Source organism: Thermophilibacter provencensis, from assembly GCF_900128445.1.
Taxonomy (GTDB): Bacteria; Actinomycetota; Coriobacteriia; order Coriobacteriales; family Atopobiaceae; genus Thermophilibacter; species Thermophilibacter provencensis.
Genome location: NZ_LT671417.1, coordinates 434,882 through 449,465 on the forward strand (window position 1 = coordinate 434,882; position 14,584 = coordinate 449,465).

At 61.6% G+C, this 14,584-nt stretch carries 9 protein-coding genes; 2 read left to right on the forward strand and 7 right to left on the reverse strand.

Features of this window, described 5'->3' with window-relative positions; genetic code table 11:
- Nucleotides 1-340 precede the first annotated feature (340 nt).
- Nucleotides 341-1,453, forward strand: a complete 1,113-nt coding sequence (locus BQ7391_RS01880) for an ATP-binding protein (RefSeq protein ID WP_075279060.1) — start codon at nt 341-343, stop codon at nt 1,451-1,453.
- Between the two features lie 182 nt (nt 1,454-1,635).
- Here the strand turns inward: BQ7391_RS01880 and BQ7391_RS01885 are convergent, their stop codons facing one another.
- Nucleotides 1,636-3,396 carry an ABC transporter ATP-binding protein gene (locus BQ7391_RS01885; RefSeq protein ID WP_075279061.1) on the reverse strand — a complete coding sequence of 587 codons (1,761 nt, stop codon included), beginning with the start codon at nt 3,394-3,396 and terminating at the stop codon, nt 1,636-1,638.
- Between the two features lie 398 nt (nt 3,397-3,794).
- On the opposite strand from BQ7391_RS01885, the gene BQ7391_RS01890 reads away from it, so the two are divergent.
- Entirely contained in the window at nt 3,795-6,017 is a 2,223-nt protein-coding gene (locus BQ7391_RS01890; protein ID WP_083662043.1) for a MucBP domain-containing protein, read from the forward strand.
- A 182-nt stretch (nt 6,018-6,199) separates the two neighbouring features.
- On the opposite strand, the gene BQ7391_RS01895 is transcribed toward BQ7391_RS01890, so the two are convergent.
- The 6 genes from BQ7391_RS01895 to BQ7391_RS01920 form a co-directional block, all read right to left on the reverse strand.
- Nucleotides 6,200-6,484, reverse strand: coding sequence for a MarR family transcriptional regulator (locus BQ7391_RS01895; protein WP_075279063.1), 285 nt, complete (start codon nt 6,482-6,484; stop codon nt 6,200-6,202).
- Nucleotides 6,485-6,575: 91 nt separating this feature from the next.
- The gene (locus tag BQ7391_RS01900; protein WP_075279064.1) at nt 6,576-7,220 is read right to left on the reverse strand and encodes a hypothetical protein; all 645 of its coding nucleotides are present in this window, start codon (nt 7,218-7,220) and stop codon (nt 6,576-6,578) included.
- Between the two features lie 12 nt (nt 7,221-7,232).
- On the reverse strand, nt 7,233-8,051 hold the full coding sequence (locus tag BQ7391_RS01905) for a class C sortase (protein ID WP_075279065.1): 819 nt from the start codon (nt 8,049-8,051) through the stop codon (nt 7,233-7,235).
- Between the two features lie 118 nt (nt 8,052-8,169).
- Complete coding sequence (locus BQ7391_RS01910) at nt 8,170-9,624, reverse strand: SpaH/EbpB family LPXTG-anchored major pilin (protein WP_083662044.1); 1,455 nt, start codon at nt 9,622-9,624, stop codon at nt 8,170-8,172.
- Between the two features lie 60 nt (nt 9,625-9,684).
- Nucleotides 9,685-12,816: a DUF7601 domain-containing protein gene (locus BQ7391_RS01915; RefSeq protein ID WP_075279067.1), complete on the reverse strand. Its 3,132-nt coding sequence runs from the start codon at nt 12,814-12,816 to the stop codon at nt 9,685-9,687.
- Between the two features lie 763 nt (nt 12,817-13,579).
- Complete coding sequence (locus BQ7391_RS01920) at nt 13,580-14,299, reverse strand: NUDIX domain-containing protein (RefSeq protein WP_083662045.1); 720 nt, start codon at nt 14,297-14,299, stop codon at nt 13,580-13,582.
- Nucleotides 14,300-14,584 lie beyond the last annotated feature (285 nt).

Consider the following 14,584-nt stretch of genomic DNA (forward strand, 5'->3'; position numbering starts at 1 on the left):
CGACTGCCCCACATCGGATACAACATACGAATCTCTATATAGAATCGAGAAGGCCATGGGCGTTCATTGAGGCAATCCTCTGATCCGGAACGACGCACCCCACCTTCATCCCCTTGACCAGCGCCGTGCAGAGGCCCGTGCGGGTACGGGACCGAGCTGGGGGGTCGTCGACGATCCCACGCGGGTAGCCCGTCACCGCTTATGCTCAAAGGCATAACCGCAGGGCTGTTTCCTCGGAAGCTCTCCAACCTGTCGGCATCGCCGCATAAAGGAAAATATCAGGTCAGGGCTCCTCCTTGACTGAATAGGAAAAATTAGGAAATAAAGGAAAGGAGACGACATGGTCCACGATGAGATCTTCTCTCCGTCATTTGGCAACAGGCCGTCATACCTTGTGGGACGCCAGGACATCATGACCTCCCTCATCGAGGGCCTGCGCAGCGCGCCCGGAAGCAAGGACCGGGCCGTCGTGCTCCTCGGACAGCGGGGCAGCGGAAAGACCGTCCTCCTCTGGGAGCTTGCGGAGCGGGCGGCAAAAGACGGGCTTGTGATTGCCTCGCCCACAATTGCCTCGGAAGCAATGCTCACTCGCATCGTCGAAAAGATTCAGGAGAGCGGGGCTCAGTACGTCGAAGGCACGCGTTCCGCATCGCTTTCTGGTGGCAGCCTCGGCGCGCTGGGATTCTCCTTTGGACTTGAGTTCATGCGCGAGGTGGAGAAGACGAAGTCCACGCAGTACAAACTTGTTCGACTTGCCCGCGAGGTAACGTCAGCCGGCCACGGAACGCTCATTCTTGTGGACGAGCTGCAGGCAAACTCCCCTGAGGTGCGGCAGCTCGTAACCGTGTATCAGGAGATGGTCGGAGAAGGGCTTGACGTCTCCCTTGTCATGGCGGGACTGCCTGGGGCGGTCGCAGCCACGCCCAACGACCGCGTTCTGACGTTCCTCAACCGGGCACGAAAGATCAAGCTTTCCAGCCTTTCCATCAGCGACATCGATGCGTTTTACGCAGATGCGTTCGCGCGGCTTGGAATCTCGATCGACGCTTCCTTGCGAAGGGAGGCCGCGCAGTTCACGCAGGGATCTCCGTACATGCTGCAGCTCGTTGGCCACGCCATCACGCAGAGAGCCGACGGCGCGGGCCCCCTCAGCGAGGGCGCGCTGAGGGACGCGCTGGCCTGCGCTCGCGAGGACTTCGAGAACGACGTGTGCTCAACGACCCTCTCCGAGCTCTCGGACGTGGACGTTGAGTTCTTGGGCGCGATGGCCGCAGACGATGGGCCGAGCAGGGTCTCAGGTGTGGCCGAGCGCATGGGCGTCACGGTCGACTACGCTCAGAAGTACCGAAGGAGGCTCATAAACGCCGGCGTCATCGAGCCCGCGCGGCGTGGGTACGTGAGGTTCGCGGTACCCTACCTCGCCAATCATATGCGCAGGGCCCGTCTGGACTGACGGCGCCACAGCGTATTGCCCGGAGAGGAAAACGCCCCGGACTTCCGTGCGCTGCGACGCTCTCTGGTGGGACGTCCTTCTCGCAAGGCCCTGAACAGGCATGGCGTGAGACATCGCCGTCGCTCTGCGAGACAACGCACGGAGGCCGGGACGTTGGTGGGAGGGGCACCCCGAGCGCTGCGCTACCCGGCGAACTGCATGGCGTAGTAGCGCGCGTAGGTCCCACCGCGGGCGAGGAGCTCCTCGTGCGTCCCGCGCTCGGAGACGTGGCCGCCCTCCATGGTGACGATCTCGTCGGCGTTCTTGATGGTGGAGAGGCGGTGGGCGATTACCAGCGTGGTTCGTCCGCGAGAGAGCTCGGCCAGAGACTCCTGAACCGCCTGCTCCGACTCATTGTCGAGGGCAGACGTGGCCTCGTCAAAGATGAGGATGGGCGGGTTCTTGAGGAAGACGCGCGCGATAGCAATGCGCTGCTTCTGCCCACCGGAAAGATGGCTCCCGCGCTCGCCCACCTCGGTCTCGTAGCCCTCGGGCAGGCCCTCCACAAAGTCGGCGATGTTGGCCTTTCGCGCGGCGTCGCGAATCTCCTCCATGGTGGCGTCCGGGCTGCCGTAGGCTATGTTCTCAGCGATGGTCCCATCAAAGAGGTAGACGTCCTGCTGGACGAGGCCGATGGACTCGCGCAGGCTCCTCTGCGTGACGTCGCGCACGTCCTGTCCGTCAATAGAGATGGAACCGGAATCAACGTCGTAGAATCGCGGCAGCAGCGAGCAGGTGGTGGACTTTCCCCCGCCGGACGGCCCCACGAGCGCGATGGTCTCGCCGGGAGCGATGTCCAGGCTGAGGTGGCGAATCACCACGTCGTCCTTCTCGCCCGCCGCGCCGGGGTATGCAAAGCAGACGTCGCGGTAGCTGACGGCTCCCTCGGTCACGCGCAGGTCGGGGGCACCGGGCTTGTCCTGAATGTCGGGCTGGGTCTCAATGACCTCGTGGAACCTCTTGAAGCCCGCGATGGCCTTCTGGAAGGTCTCGGTGAAGTCCAGGATGCTCGTGATCGGCGCGGTGAAGAGCGAGATGTAGAGCGCGTAGGTGGCGAGGTCCATCGCCTGCATCTGCCCGTTTGCTATCAGCCAGCCGCCAAACACCACCACGGCGGTGTTGAGCGCGCCCATCATGACCGCGATGGCGGCCTGATAGCGGCCCATCGCCCGATACATGCGCGTCTTTGAGTCGAGATAGGCGTCGTTGCTGCGGCGGAACTTGGCGCGCTCCACGTCCTCGGCGGCAAAGCTCTTGACCACGCGTACGCCGGCGAGGGAGTCCTCGAGGCGGCTGTTCACGCCGGAGATGCGGACGCGATTCTCGGTGTAGACGGCGCGCATCTGCCAGTTTGCGTACACGTTGTAGACCACGAGCAGGCACGCAATGAGCGCGAGGACGCCCGTGAGGGGGAGGTTGATCGTGGAGAGGATCACGAACGAGCCCGCAACCTCCACGACGCCTATGAGGATGAACTCGGGACCGTGGTGCGCCGCCTCGGAGATGTCAAAGAGGTCGGAGACCAGGCGGCTCATGAGGTCGCCGGACTTGTGGTGGTCAAAGTAGGAGAAGCTCATGCGCTCGTAGGCGTCGAAGAGGTCCTCGCGCATGCGGCTCTCCATGCGGGCGCCCATGACGTGCCCCCAGAAGATGACGAAGTAGCGGCAGACGAAGCGCAGGGCATACATGCACACGAGGCCCACCGCCAGATAGGCGAGGGCGCCCATGATGGCATCGGGCCCCTCGGTGAAGAGGCCGCCGGTGAGGGAGCGCAGGATCTGGGGGAACGCGAGGTCTATCGCGGCCACGGTGACGGCGGCGATGATGTCAATGACAAAGAGGTGCAGCTGTCCGTGATAGTACGAGAGGAACGAGCGGAAGAGCGAGCGGTGCTGAGCGGGCATGGAACTCCCTTGGCCATCTGGTCGAATCGTGCGCAGACAAGGGTATCACCGCAGATGGGCACAGACGGCGCGGAAGCGCGAATCACAGACGAACCGCTCGCGGCACAGCTCCGGCAGGTTGGCAGCGCATGCCGAGCCCCGTCACCGGCGCCTCCCCATAGGGGCGCGCCCGCTCTAGGGCGAGCGGGCGCGGGGAGGGAAGATATGTCCCCACTGTACGCGCCGCCGCGCAGGTTGCGGTAACCAGCCGGTAAGGCCTCAGTAAGACACGGCGCGCACGTGGGCCAGAAGGCGCCGCCGAAGGCACCAGGCAGCCCGCTCGCATAAAAGCCTCTGGTAGACGACCTTGCGTCAGCAGATACGCTGGCGAGATCCATAGACCTTCAGAAAGGAATGCGATGAAATCACAGGTCAAACGAAGAAGAGGTGCGCGGGGGATTGGCCCCCTCATCGCCGTCGCATTTGTCGTCGTGGCAACCCTGATTGCGGGAGTGCGACCGGCGGGGGCGGCCGAGGTGGGGTCTGTAGACGCCCTCTCCGGCGTGTCCGCTCGCGGCGGGAACTATGACGACCTTCTGTCAGCAGACAGCGGGTACACTCCGGAGTCCGGCGGGTTCTCGTCGAACATCGGCCTCTCCGCCACCCTCACCCTGGCGCATGACCCCAAGGCTCCCCTCAAGGCCGGCGATACCTTCAGCTTTGGCCTCGTCCCCGATGACGAGTTTGCCGCCAAGTTTTGGTACGTCTACAACAGCGATCAGATGAAGTTTCGCTCCGTTCTTGATGAGAGCACCGACGAGGAGATCGCCACCATCAGCTGGTCGAGCAACAACACCCTTACGCTGACCTTCACGGAAGCCGCCGAGGGGAAGTCAGAGGTTCGCTGCAGCTTCTCTTCCATTCCCTTTACGTATACCCCGCGCGACATCTACAACTGGTTCTCTGCCAACAAGGACTCCGAGCGCATTCACCAGACGCCCGAGGGTCGCCGGTACGTAGACGTGACCTACCACCTTACCGTGAACGGTCAGAGGACTGACAGGGCCATGACGCTCCGGGTGCTCGAGCCGAAGGGCTCGCAGCCAACGAGCGCGAGCATCGAGAAGCGCCGCGGCGGCCTTCAGCCGGACGGCACGCTCTATTACGAGATCGCCGTCAGCACGCTGCTCGCCCCGGTGAACGAGCTTGTCATGTATGACACCCCTGACGTCAATCTGCGCTGGGACCACAAGCTCACGATTTACAACATGCTGGGCACCACCATCTATGGTGACAAGGCGCTCTCCCTTGACTCCGCCGCGCCCTACTACAACATCACCAAGCGCTCCTCTGACCCCTCGACCGCCGAGGTGGGCGACTTCCAGATCTGGATGTACGACGTCTACTTCCTCGCAGACCGCGAGGGACAGGAGCAGACCAGGCAGGCGACATACGAAGAGGTCGCGCACCCCATCACGCACCTCGACCCGCGCTTCCCAGGAGAGCGCCGCGAGCTTCCCGAGGAGTTCCAGACCTCCATCAGCCCCGTTGCCACCCCTAAGAGCATCCTCGTCACCGTTCCCGCAGGGCAGCAGCTAAGCACCGAGCAGCAGAGGCTCATCGACGAGACGTCGGCCGGCGGCAGCAAGGGGCTCTCCTCCAAGGACAACGCAGGCGTGGTCGGCGTTGGGTTCAAAATCGTCATCCACAACCTTCCCAACAACGTTCAGGACGGGGTCGGCGGGCGCTACAACTTCTCGTATTTCATGAAGCCCGTCAGGGACTCCAAGTTCACCGACAACGAGAACAGCCCGCTCTACTGGAACTCCTCCTCTTACTACATTCAGGAGATCCCAACCTGCACGAGCGAGGACGTCGAGGGGGGCAAGCAGTGCGTCCCCATCTCCTACGAGAAGAGCTCGGCCTCGGACGCCAACTCCCGGGAGACCTCCTCGACCAACGTCTCTACGAGCGTCCCCAGCGGAAAGGTGACGGGATCGACCAAGGGGAGCCGCGTCGTCGTGCGCTATCGCGAGAAGGTGACCGATAACTACCTCGCCGACCCCGAGGTACTCGTGGGGGCCACGGGAGACGCCTACGATGCCCTGGCGCTCAAGAAGGACTTCCCGGGCTATGCGTTTGACTCCGCCTCCTCCGACTTTGCTCCCGCCCAGGGGGCCTTTGCCAACGAGCCCCAGACGGTTGTGCTCGAGTACGTCCCCATCGCGTACGGGAGCCTCGTCGTGAGACACATCGACCACGAGACGGGTGAGCGCCTCACCGACGACGTCACCTCACAGCACGCCGTCGGAGAGCAATACGCAACGCAGGGGCGCGCTTTTGACGGGTACGAGCTCCTCGTCACCCCGGAAAACGCCCGCGGGTCGATCGTCGCGGGGACGACGACAGTCACCTACGAGTACGCGAGGAAGAAGCAGCCTGAGACCAAGCCAGAGCCCAAGCCCCAGCCGGACGGCAACCAGGGCGCGGGCAAGGGAGGGGGTGCTACCACGCAGGCCTCCAAGAGGAGCGCCAGAAGGAGCGCCCTGCCCAACACGGGTGAGCCGGGCACCTTCCTCGTGGCAGCGGCGCTCGCGGGCGGCGCGGCGCTGCTTTTCTCCCGTCATCTCCGCAGGGAGTAGGTCGCCTCACTGATAACGGGGGGGCGCCCCGCATCCGAGGCGCGCCCCCCGTTCCTGACAAAAGTGACAGGGTCGTTTGTCAGATTATCGCCCAGTCGCACGACTCCGTTGGTCCTTCTTCCTCCGGCGCCGACAGGACAAGCTGGTTTCTGACAAAAGACCCTGTCCCCATTGTCAGGAGACTAGCTCACGCTCTGGGCGACGAGCGGAGAGCCAGATGCGGCGAGCCGGTAGCAGTTGGCAAGCTGCGCGCCATTCTCGTCATAGGTCGGCTCCGAGAGAAGCAGTCCATCAGCACGAAGCCGAGAAATCGACTTGCTCACGGTCACCTTGCTCCGCCCGAGGGCCATGGCAAGCGCCTCCTTAGAGCAGGGGCTCCCCTCGTGGTCGGCAACGTACGAGAGAATCTGCCGCTCGGTCGGCGTCAGCCTACGTGGGGAATAGATAATGACCCTGCTCTCTGACATCCTCGCGCACCCCTCTCGTTACCCATTCCTACGACGTACGGCCAGCCCCACCTTCATGGGGCTGGCCGCCCTAGAAATCCTGTAGATACGGTTACCTGCGCAGCTTCCGCACCACGAGCGCAGCCCCGACAATCGCCACGCCGCACACCGCCACCGCGGCAATCGGGAGCTCGGGTTCGCCGGTTTCCGGCGTGTCCTCCTCCGTCGGGGGCGGCGTGGGCTTCTTCTCGAGCTCCAGCTTGGGGCTGGCATCGATGTCGTAGACGTAGGAGCCATCCTCGGTCAGCGGCATACCGATGAGGAACGGGTCAATGGCGTAGTAGCCCGTCGCGGGGTCGTGCTGCACCATGACGTAGAGGCCGAGCGCGACGTCGGTGAACGTGGCCACGCCGTCATCGCCCACCGGCACGGTGACGCCGCTCAGGCCATGGGACACGGCCCAGTCGGCCAGCGCCTGCGCGGCCTCGGGGGACTCGAGGTCGTCAAGGGAGACGCCGCTCGCCGCGCACTCAGAGGTAAGCGTGAAGATGTAGTTGCCGTCGTCGGAGACAACATCGCCCACGCGGTAGAGCGTCACGGAGCCGCCCGGGACCCGCGCGCCGTCATACGCCATGGTGACGGAGATCGTCCCCCTGCGCGACGCGTCCGGCACCTCGTGGGCGTATGCGGGAACGCTCGTGAGGCAAAGCGCCACCACCATCACCACGAGCATCGGCAGTCTCTTGAGCCACTTCATGCGTTGTTCCTCCTAGCCTCTCCTGCGAGACGCCACTCGCAGGGCGATTCCAGCTGCGACCAGCGCCACGCCGGCACCTGCCATGAGCAGGGCGGGGCTGGTCGTGTCGTGAGTTACCGTATCCTCGGTCACGCGGTTGGCGACCCGGTGCCCGCGCACCAGGAGCCTATGCGTGTTGATGCCATAGGGCGTGCACGTGACGAGCGTGCAGTAGTCCTGCTCCGGGTCGATGGTAAGCGGCTCCATGTCGTACGGGTCGACGGTGAGGATCTGGTCGACCTCGTACGTCAGGGTGCGGTCGAGCACGTTGAGGACGAAGGTGTCCCCCACCTCGAGCTTGTCGATGTCCGTGAACAGCTTGGAGCTCGGCAGGCCGCGGTGGCCCGAGAGCGCGCAGTGCGTGCCCTTGCCGCCCGTGGGAAGCGAGCTGCCCTCGATGTGGCCCGCGCCGACCTGCAGGACGGACTCCTCCGTGCCGTGGTAGATCGGCATGGAGACGCCGAGACTGGGGATGTCGATGGAGCCCATGATGCCGGTGTCGGACACCCTGAGCTGGCTCTCGTAGTCGGCACGCTCGGAGTTGTTCATCTCAAAGCGGTCCGGGTCCTGCGCAAGCTCCTGGTTGTAGCGCTCGGCGCGCTCCCAGAACGCGACGTACTGCTCTGTGTCCAACTCCGACACCTCCTCCGAGTAATCGACGATCGCCTTCGACATGTTCATCGAGTTCCAAAGGTTGCTTACCGTTGGGTACAGCAGCAGGGAGAAACCGGCGACGAGAAGGACGATAAGGACGACGTTCGACGCTCTTCTCTTGGTGGTGCTCTTTCTCACGCTGGCCTCTCCTTGCCACTGTAGCCGTGGGGCTATCGTGGTCTCCCGCGTCTGCCGGGGAGGCGCTGCGCCTCCCCGGCTGGCGGGTTCTGCCCGACGTGCGGGCGTCAGATCCTACTTAGCGGTTGTTCTCCATGCGCTTGCGGTACACGAGCGTCGCGACAACGGCGATGACGATTGCGCCGCCAGCCACATAGAAGATGGTGGTGCCCATGCCGCCGGTGGTGGGCAACAGGGAACCGGCCTTGTTGACGACGTGGATGCCGCCCTCCTGCCAAATGCCGCCGTTGACCGTCGCGTCGATGTTGGTGTCCTTGACGGCAATCTCAACGCGCTCGGCGAGCTTGTTGTATCCGTCGGGAGCCTTGGTCTCCTCGAGGTAGTAGTTGGTGAAGGCGTCAAAGCCCTTGATCTCGAGCTGGCCGTTGACGGTGGTGATGTACTCAACGCCGGTCTCGCCGTCCTTGGCGAGGCGATACACGCCGTTGCCTTCATCAACAAGCTTAATCTCGTTGCCGCCGGTCTCAGCGTCATAGAGCTTGAACTGGGCACCGTCGAGGACCTCGTTGCTACCGTCGGTCTTCACGACGTCGACCTTGTAGGTGTAGGTCTTGGTCTCATCCCAGGTGGTCTCGTAATTGCTATCCTCGCCGAACTTAAGCTGGGTCTTGTTGGAGTTGCCATCGCCAGCGATGACCGCGTTCTCGTTCACCACGGCATCATAGGTCACGATGATGTCGGTATCAGTGGTGATGGTGTCGAGATAGGACTGGTGGAAGACAACCTCAAAGGTGCAGCCATCGCCAAGACCAGTGGTGATGACGTGATAGTCACCGGTGTTCGCGTCCTGACCCTTAGTGAGGTTGACGGCCTGGATGGAATCGGGATCGAGCGTGAGGCCGGCGGACATGACATCGTGAAGGACGTAGCTCTCGGCGCCGGGCTTAGCACCGATGGTGGTCTGGAACTCAACGGTCTGACCGATCTCAGCGGTGTTCTCCTCGCCCCAGTTACCGGTGGAGTCCTCCTTGACCTCCTTCTCCACAGGAGGCTCAACGTTCTTCTCGAACATCTCGACATCCGGGGTCGTGGTGTTGAGCGAGCAGAGCGTACCGAGGGTGGTGTCAACGAGATAGTAGCCAAGCTCCAGGTTGGAGAACGTCACCGTGCTGGAAGTGGCGGTCTGCGTATCCGTGGCGGCAATGCCGCTCTCCTCGGCGTGCGCAAGGGCAGCCTTCGCAAAAGCAGCAACCGTAGCGTCGTCATCTGCGCCAACCCAGGTCACATAGCCCTGAGCGTCAACGGAAACATAGGTGGTTTGGAGCTTGAGCCAAGTCTCCCACTGGGTGTTAGCAGCCTTGTAGGTATAAGCGTTGGCGGTCTCGTTGTAGCTCTCGAGCTCGAGCACCTCATAGGCCTTGTAGGTATGGCCGACCTCGGCGTTGTTGATGGTGATGGAACCATTGCCGTTCGGACCATCAACGTTGTTCCACGCGAGCGCGGGGGTCACGGTCATGGCAAAGACCATGAGCGCGGCAACGACCGCTCCAAAGAATTTCTTCAAATGCCTCATGGGTTACTTCCTCTCATTCATTCCCACTTGGTACTTGCTTACAAAACCTGATTCAATCGCTCAGCGAGAAGAACGCTTCCGCTGATGGAACCCATACGTAACGGCGGTCGCAATGACGGCGGCTCCGCCAAGGGTGAAGACGAGCGCTCCCGGTCCACCGGTGTCGGGCAGCTTGGGACGGAAGGCGTTCGTGAACACGACAACGGTACCTGGGCCCTGTTGTATCGAGCTTGTCACCGTTTCCGACGCGTTGGTCTGCCCGTTATCGATCGTGTTGCTGACGACACAACCGTCGGGCACCCCGGCCTCGGTGATGGTGTATGTGGTCCCGTGCTGCAGGTAGTCGATGATCACGTACTCGTTGGCCTTGAGCTTGAAGGAGCCATTGCCATCTGTCAGGAGCGAGCTTTCGATGCGCTCGCCCTGCGCGTTATAGCGGACGATGGAGTAATCGGAGTTCCCAACCGCTTCGTTTTCATGAGTGATGCTGATATCGAAGCTGAACTCCGCATCGGGATCCGCGTTGCCCACAACTTCCTTCTGCACCTTGAGCTGACTGTTCTGGTACGAAGGGGTGGTGGAAGAAACCGACGGCAGGGTGAACTGCATGTAGCAGGTAGAACCGGAGAGGCCGCGCTCAGTGTAGTAGAACTTGAGCGTGTGCTCGCCAGCGTCGCCCTTCTCGATATAGTCCCAGAGGTTCACGTACATACCGACGGAGCTGTGGACGCCACCGATATCGCAGACGAGCTTGCCGTCGAGGAATACCCACATGTCGTCGTCACCGAAGAAGTAGTACTCCAGCGGGCCAACATAGTCCTCGGTCAGCTTGAACTTGACCTCGTACTGCATACCGAACATGTTGTTGTGATCAAGGCCGTCGTCGCTGGGCGGGAAGAGCTTGACACCGTCAAAACCGGAATACTCGCCACGGTCCATATAGTTACCGGTCAGACCATCTTTACCCGGATAATTATCCATGGGCCAGAAGTTGTTGGTCCAGATTTTGTCATAGACCGTGGTTCCCGTCACCGGGTTGTTGAACTGCTCGAGGCCATCAAGGAGGGTTCTCTTCTTGTCATCGGAAACCGAGCTGAGCGTATACGTGTCACCCTCACGATTGAACCCGAGCGACCAGCCGTTATAGACCGTCTTACCAGTCGCGCCTCCATCATCGAACAAATTGGGGGCATCGACACCACCGGCATATTGAATGTGGCCATTCCCGTCAAGACCGGTCACCAGCCCGAACGTAGTGCCCTGCAGATTGTTATTTCTGTTGGGCTCATTGAACTTGTTAAGCGTGTTGCCGTTCCAGCCCTCATTACCAAGTCCCGTGCCCGTGTTGACGTTGCCAAAGGCGAGCTTGGCTCCTGAGTTAGAGTAGTTGGTCTTGCTATTGATGCCATGGGACCCGTCTGTTCCATCCCATGTCGTCCTGCCATCGTCGGTGATGTCGTAGTCGTAGAAAATGGCACCGTTGTCGTAGGGACCAGTCGTCTGGTTGGCAACAAGTCGGATGACGGTACCCTCTTCGATAAGGATAGTGTTCGGTTCATCTTTCTTGTTTGGGTTGTTGGTGAAGTGCAGCTCGGTAGCGGCAACGATTCCCGAGTAGATGGTCCAGTCATCCCTATTCGTACTCGAAGCATCCCTGCCACTCTTGAGCACCCACACCTCGTTGGCGGTGTAGTTACCGTTCGCGCGGAAGATGTTCACGTACGGAAGGCTCGGCGCCTCGAAGTACTCGTACTCGTTAGCGGTGTAAAGCTCGGTGAGCTCCATGCTGGTACGGATCTCGCGCTTGGCGCCACCGCCATCCACAAGGTACAAGCCCGTCATAGACGGATTCGATTCGCCGTTTTCCGGAAGGTTGCCGCCTTTGTTCGAGCCGCCGTTGTCGGTATTGATGATCTTCAGATAACCGCCGGAGTCTCTATCGGTCATCTCAAGGTTCGCGTAGTACTGCACCGTGAAGTGGGGGTTCAGAGCGTCGCGCGCCACGAGCTGCAGCGCGGGCGCGGCGGCGTTGAGCGCGAGCGTCATCGTCGGGCGCTCGGTCGCGTCCTTCTCGACCAGCACGGTGTCGAGCTCCTCGGCCTCGCTGCCCTCAGCGCTCTGGAGCGCGGTCAGGGCAACGCCGACCTCGGCCTCGTCGGACGTGTCCTCATCGGTCTCGATGGCGTTGGCCGCCTCCTGGAGCTTGTCGCTCGGCGTGACCTCGGCGGTCACCTCGCAGTCGGAGACGTCGAGGGCCTGGCCGTTGTAGACAAACTCGAACTCGAAGGCGGAGACGCTGATCACGCTCTCGGGGTCGCTGTCCTCGACATAGGCCTCGGCGGCCTGGTACGCGGGAGCGCTCGCGTCGAGGGCGGTCGTGTTCATGGTGAGACCGTCGGACTCGGGAGCGGGCTCGGAGCCGTCGGCGACCGTGGCCTCGCCGGAGACCTTCACGGCGACGGTGTAGTCCTCAGCCTCATAGGAGAGGGTGTTATCGAGTGATACTACGGTCTCGTCCTGAGCAGAGACGTCCCCGTCATCCACAGGCTGCTCGGGAAGAAGCCCGTAACCGAGTATCCGCGCATCATCGAGCTCGTAGACGACCTCGCTCACAGCGCCCTCGACGTCACCTTCAATGACCTTGATGCTGGTGGGATTGCCTCCCTCGTCAACAACCAGCTCGGTTACGATGGCCACCCGCTCGGCCTGGGATGCCTCGGCAGCCGAGCCTCGAAGGAAGACGAGCTCGCCCGCGGCGGGATCGTGACCCTCGGGGGTAGCATAGAGAGACGGGTCTGCTTCCTGGAGCTTCTCTATCCATGTCTGCGCGTTGGCATCGTGCGGCATCCCCTCAACGCCTGCGTTCTCGACGCAGAACGACGCAAAGAGGGCGTTCCACTCCGCGGATGCGTCTCCGGCCCACTCCCCGTATCGGGAAGTAGTTAGCGCAGCGGCGACATCCGTCTCAGAGGAAGGCTCAACGAGCTCCGTGTAGCCTACCTGGCTTTGTGCGACGGCAACGACTGCGTCATGCCAGCCTGATGGGAGGTTCTCGGGAAGGGGGAGTTCAAAAGCTGAGGCTTCGCTCGTATCAACCGTTGTTTCCTCAGCAAGAGTCTGGGAGGGAAGGGCGAGGGCGTTACCTGCACTCAGCGCTGCCGCGAGGCAGATAGCAGCGAGAACCCCCCCCACTCAACAATTTGCTTCGTTTGACTTCCACGATGGCGCTCCCTTGAAACCCGGCACCTTGCGGCACCGCCCTACATACGTTTTTGTGATGATGGGCCGACCACACTTTTTTATGGCCCCTCCCACAATATTCTGTGTTGCTTATATTAGCGTTCGGGTAGCCAAAATGTTTTGAGAAGTTTGAGATGTTTCCAATACCCTGATGTAAACGCTGTTCTCTTGGATTTAATTGTCCTTGCGCGGAACAAATACCAAGCCAATTCAAACAACGGATGATGTCTCCCCCCTGATAATTGGGCAGACTCGTTTGTCAGACTTTGCGCGGACGTTGCGCTCGTAAGCTGCAAGAACCGGAGGCGCGTCACAGGGTGCGCCCCCGTCCTAACAATGGGGACAGGGTCGTTTGTCAATAACCCGCACTATCGCTCACCGCAACGGTTGATAAAGGGAACAGGGCAAACTGTCATAAAACCCCTGCGGCTCATGGGTGTGCGTCCCATGGCGAGGGGTAGCGTCTTAGCGGCAGGCGCCTTTTCTTCAGTACTCCCACGCCTCACCGTCTGGATCAAGCCGCGTCGTGATAAGTGAGTGATAAGTAGAAGGCAAGTAAGAGGCAAGTAGGATCATTCGAAGAGCCGCAGGTAGAGATCCTGCGGCCTCTCCAAGTACTCCCGATTTGTTCCTGAGTGATAAGTAGAATCGGCGCGGGGCTGCCTTGACGGCCCCGCGCCGATTAAGGTTGGCGCTGCCACGGAATGCCGGCTGACTACTCCTCTGACAGGCGCCGTGAGATGGCGTCGCACAGCAGCGCGCCCACAACGGTCTTGGCGTCCTCGATGCGCCCGTCGAGGACGGCGTCAATGAGCTCGCCCACCTCGACGAGGTCGACGTTGATGAACTCGTCCGCGTCTGGGCTGGACTTCGAGAAGCTCAGGCCCGTAGCCATGTATATGTGAATGAGCTCGTCCGTGAAGCCGTCCGAGGTTGCGATAGTGGTGAGGTACGCGATCTTCTCGGCCTCCATGCCGGTCTCCTCGAGGAGCTCTCGGCTGGCGCACTCGAGCGGGTCCTCGCCCGGATCGAGCTTGCCTGCGGGGATCTCAACCGTGACGCGGCCGAGCGCGGTGCGATACTGGCGAACGAGGCAAATCCGCCCCTCCTCCGTCAGCGCGACGACGGCGACGGCGCCGGGATGGCGCACCACGTCGCGAATTGCGTTGCGCCCGTCGGGAAGCTGCACCTGAAGCCGATCGACGTTGAAGATCCTGCCCGTCCATACCACGTCCTCAGTGATGGGCCGCTCGGCGAGCGCAGCGTCGCGCGGGTCATCGTCCCCGAGGACCAGGTCGCGCTCGACGGGGGCGCCTGAGAAATGGTCCTGACTCAGGCGGTCGCCATCGTAGGTGAATGCGGCAACGGAGTCCTTGATGTCGTCAATCGCGGAGCTGACGTCGTTCTTCTCCGTCACATCATCGATCTCTGCCATGAAAAACCTCCCGGGCGCACCAGCGGGTCCGAATGACCCGATGTCCCTACTCTACGTCATCCTTCGGGCACGTTCCTCCTCCTCCCGCACTTTCCTGACAAAGGTGACAGGGTCGTTTGTCAGGTTTTCCGCCGCCGCCCCCGGGCTCAGTTTCTGTAAAACGACTCTGTCACCTTTGTCAGCGCGAACAAATTGTCGACTAGATTGCATATCTCTGTTGAATATTGGTCGATAAGGCGGGTTAATTTGCATTGGTCGACCGTATAATCGATATTCAATCGAACA

What these genes read in the sequence shown, in the direction of transcription:
- BQ7391_RS01890 (WP_083662043.1), top strand. Translation starts at nt 3,795, where the DNA reads ATGAAATCACAGGTCAAACGAAGAAGAGGTGCGCGGGGGATTGGCCCC.
- BQ7391_RS01920 (WP_083662045.1), bottom strand. Translation starts at nt 14,299, where the DNA reads ATGGCAGAGATCGATGATGTGACGGAGAAGAACGACGTCAGCTCCGCG.
- BQ7391_RS01885 (WP_075279061.1), bottom strand. Translation starts at nt 3,396, where the DNA reads ATGCCCGCTCAGCACCGCTCGCTCTTCCGCTCGTTCCTCTCGTACTAT.
- BQ7391_RS01880 (WP_075279060.1), top strand. Translation starts at nt 341, where the DNA reads ATGGTCCACGATGAGATCTTCTCTCCGTCATTTGGCAACAGGCCGTCA.
- BQ7391_RS01910 (WP_083662044.1), bottom strand. Translation starts at nt 9,624, where the DNA reads ATGAGGCATTTGAAGAAATTCTTTGGAGCGGTCGTTGCCGCGCTCATG.
- BQ7391_RS01895 (WP_075279063.1), bottom strand. Translation starts at nt 6,484, where the DNA reads ATGTCAGAGAGCAGGGTCATTATCTATTCCCCACGTAGGCTGACGCCG.
- BQ7391_RS01900 (WP_075279064.1), bottom strand. Translation starts at nt 7,220, where the DNA reads ATGAAGTGGCTCAAGAGACTGCCGATGCTCGTGGTGATGGTGGTGGCG.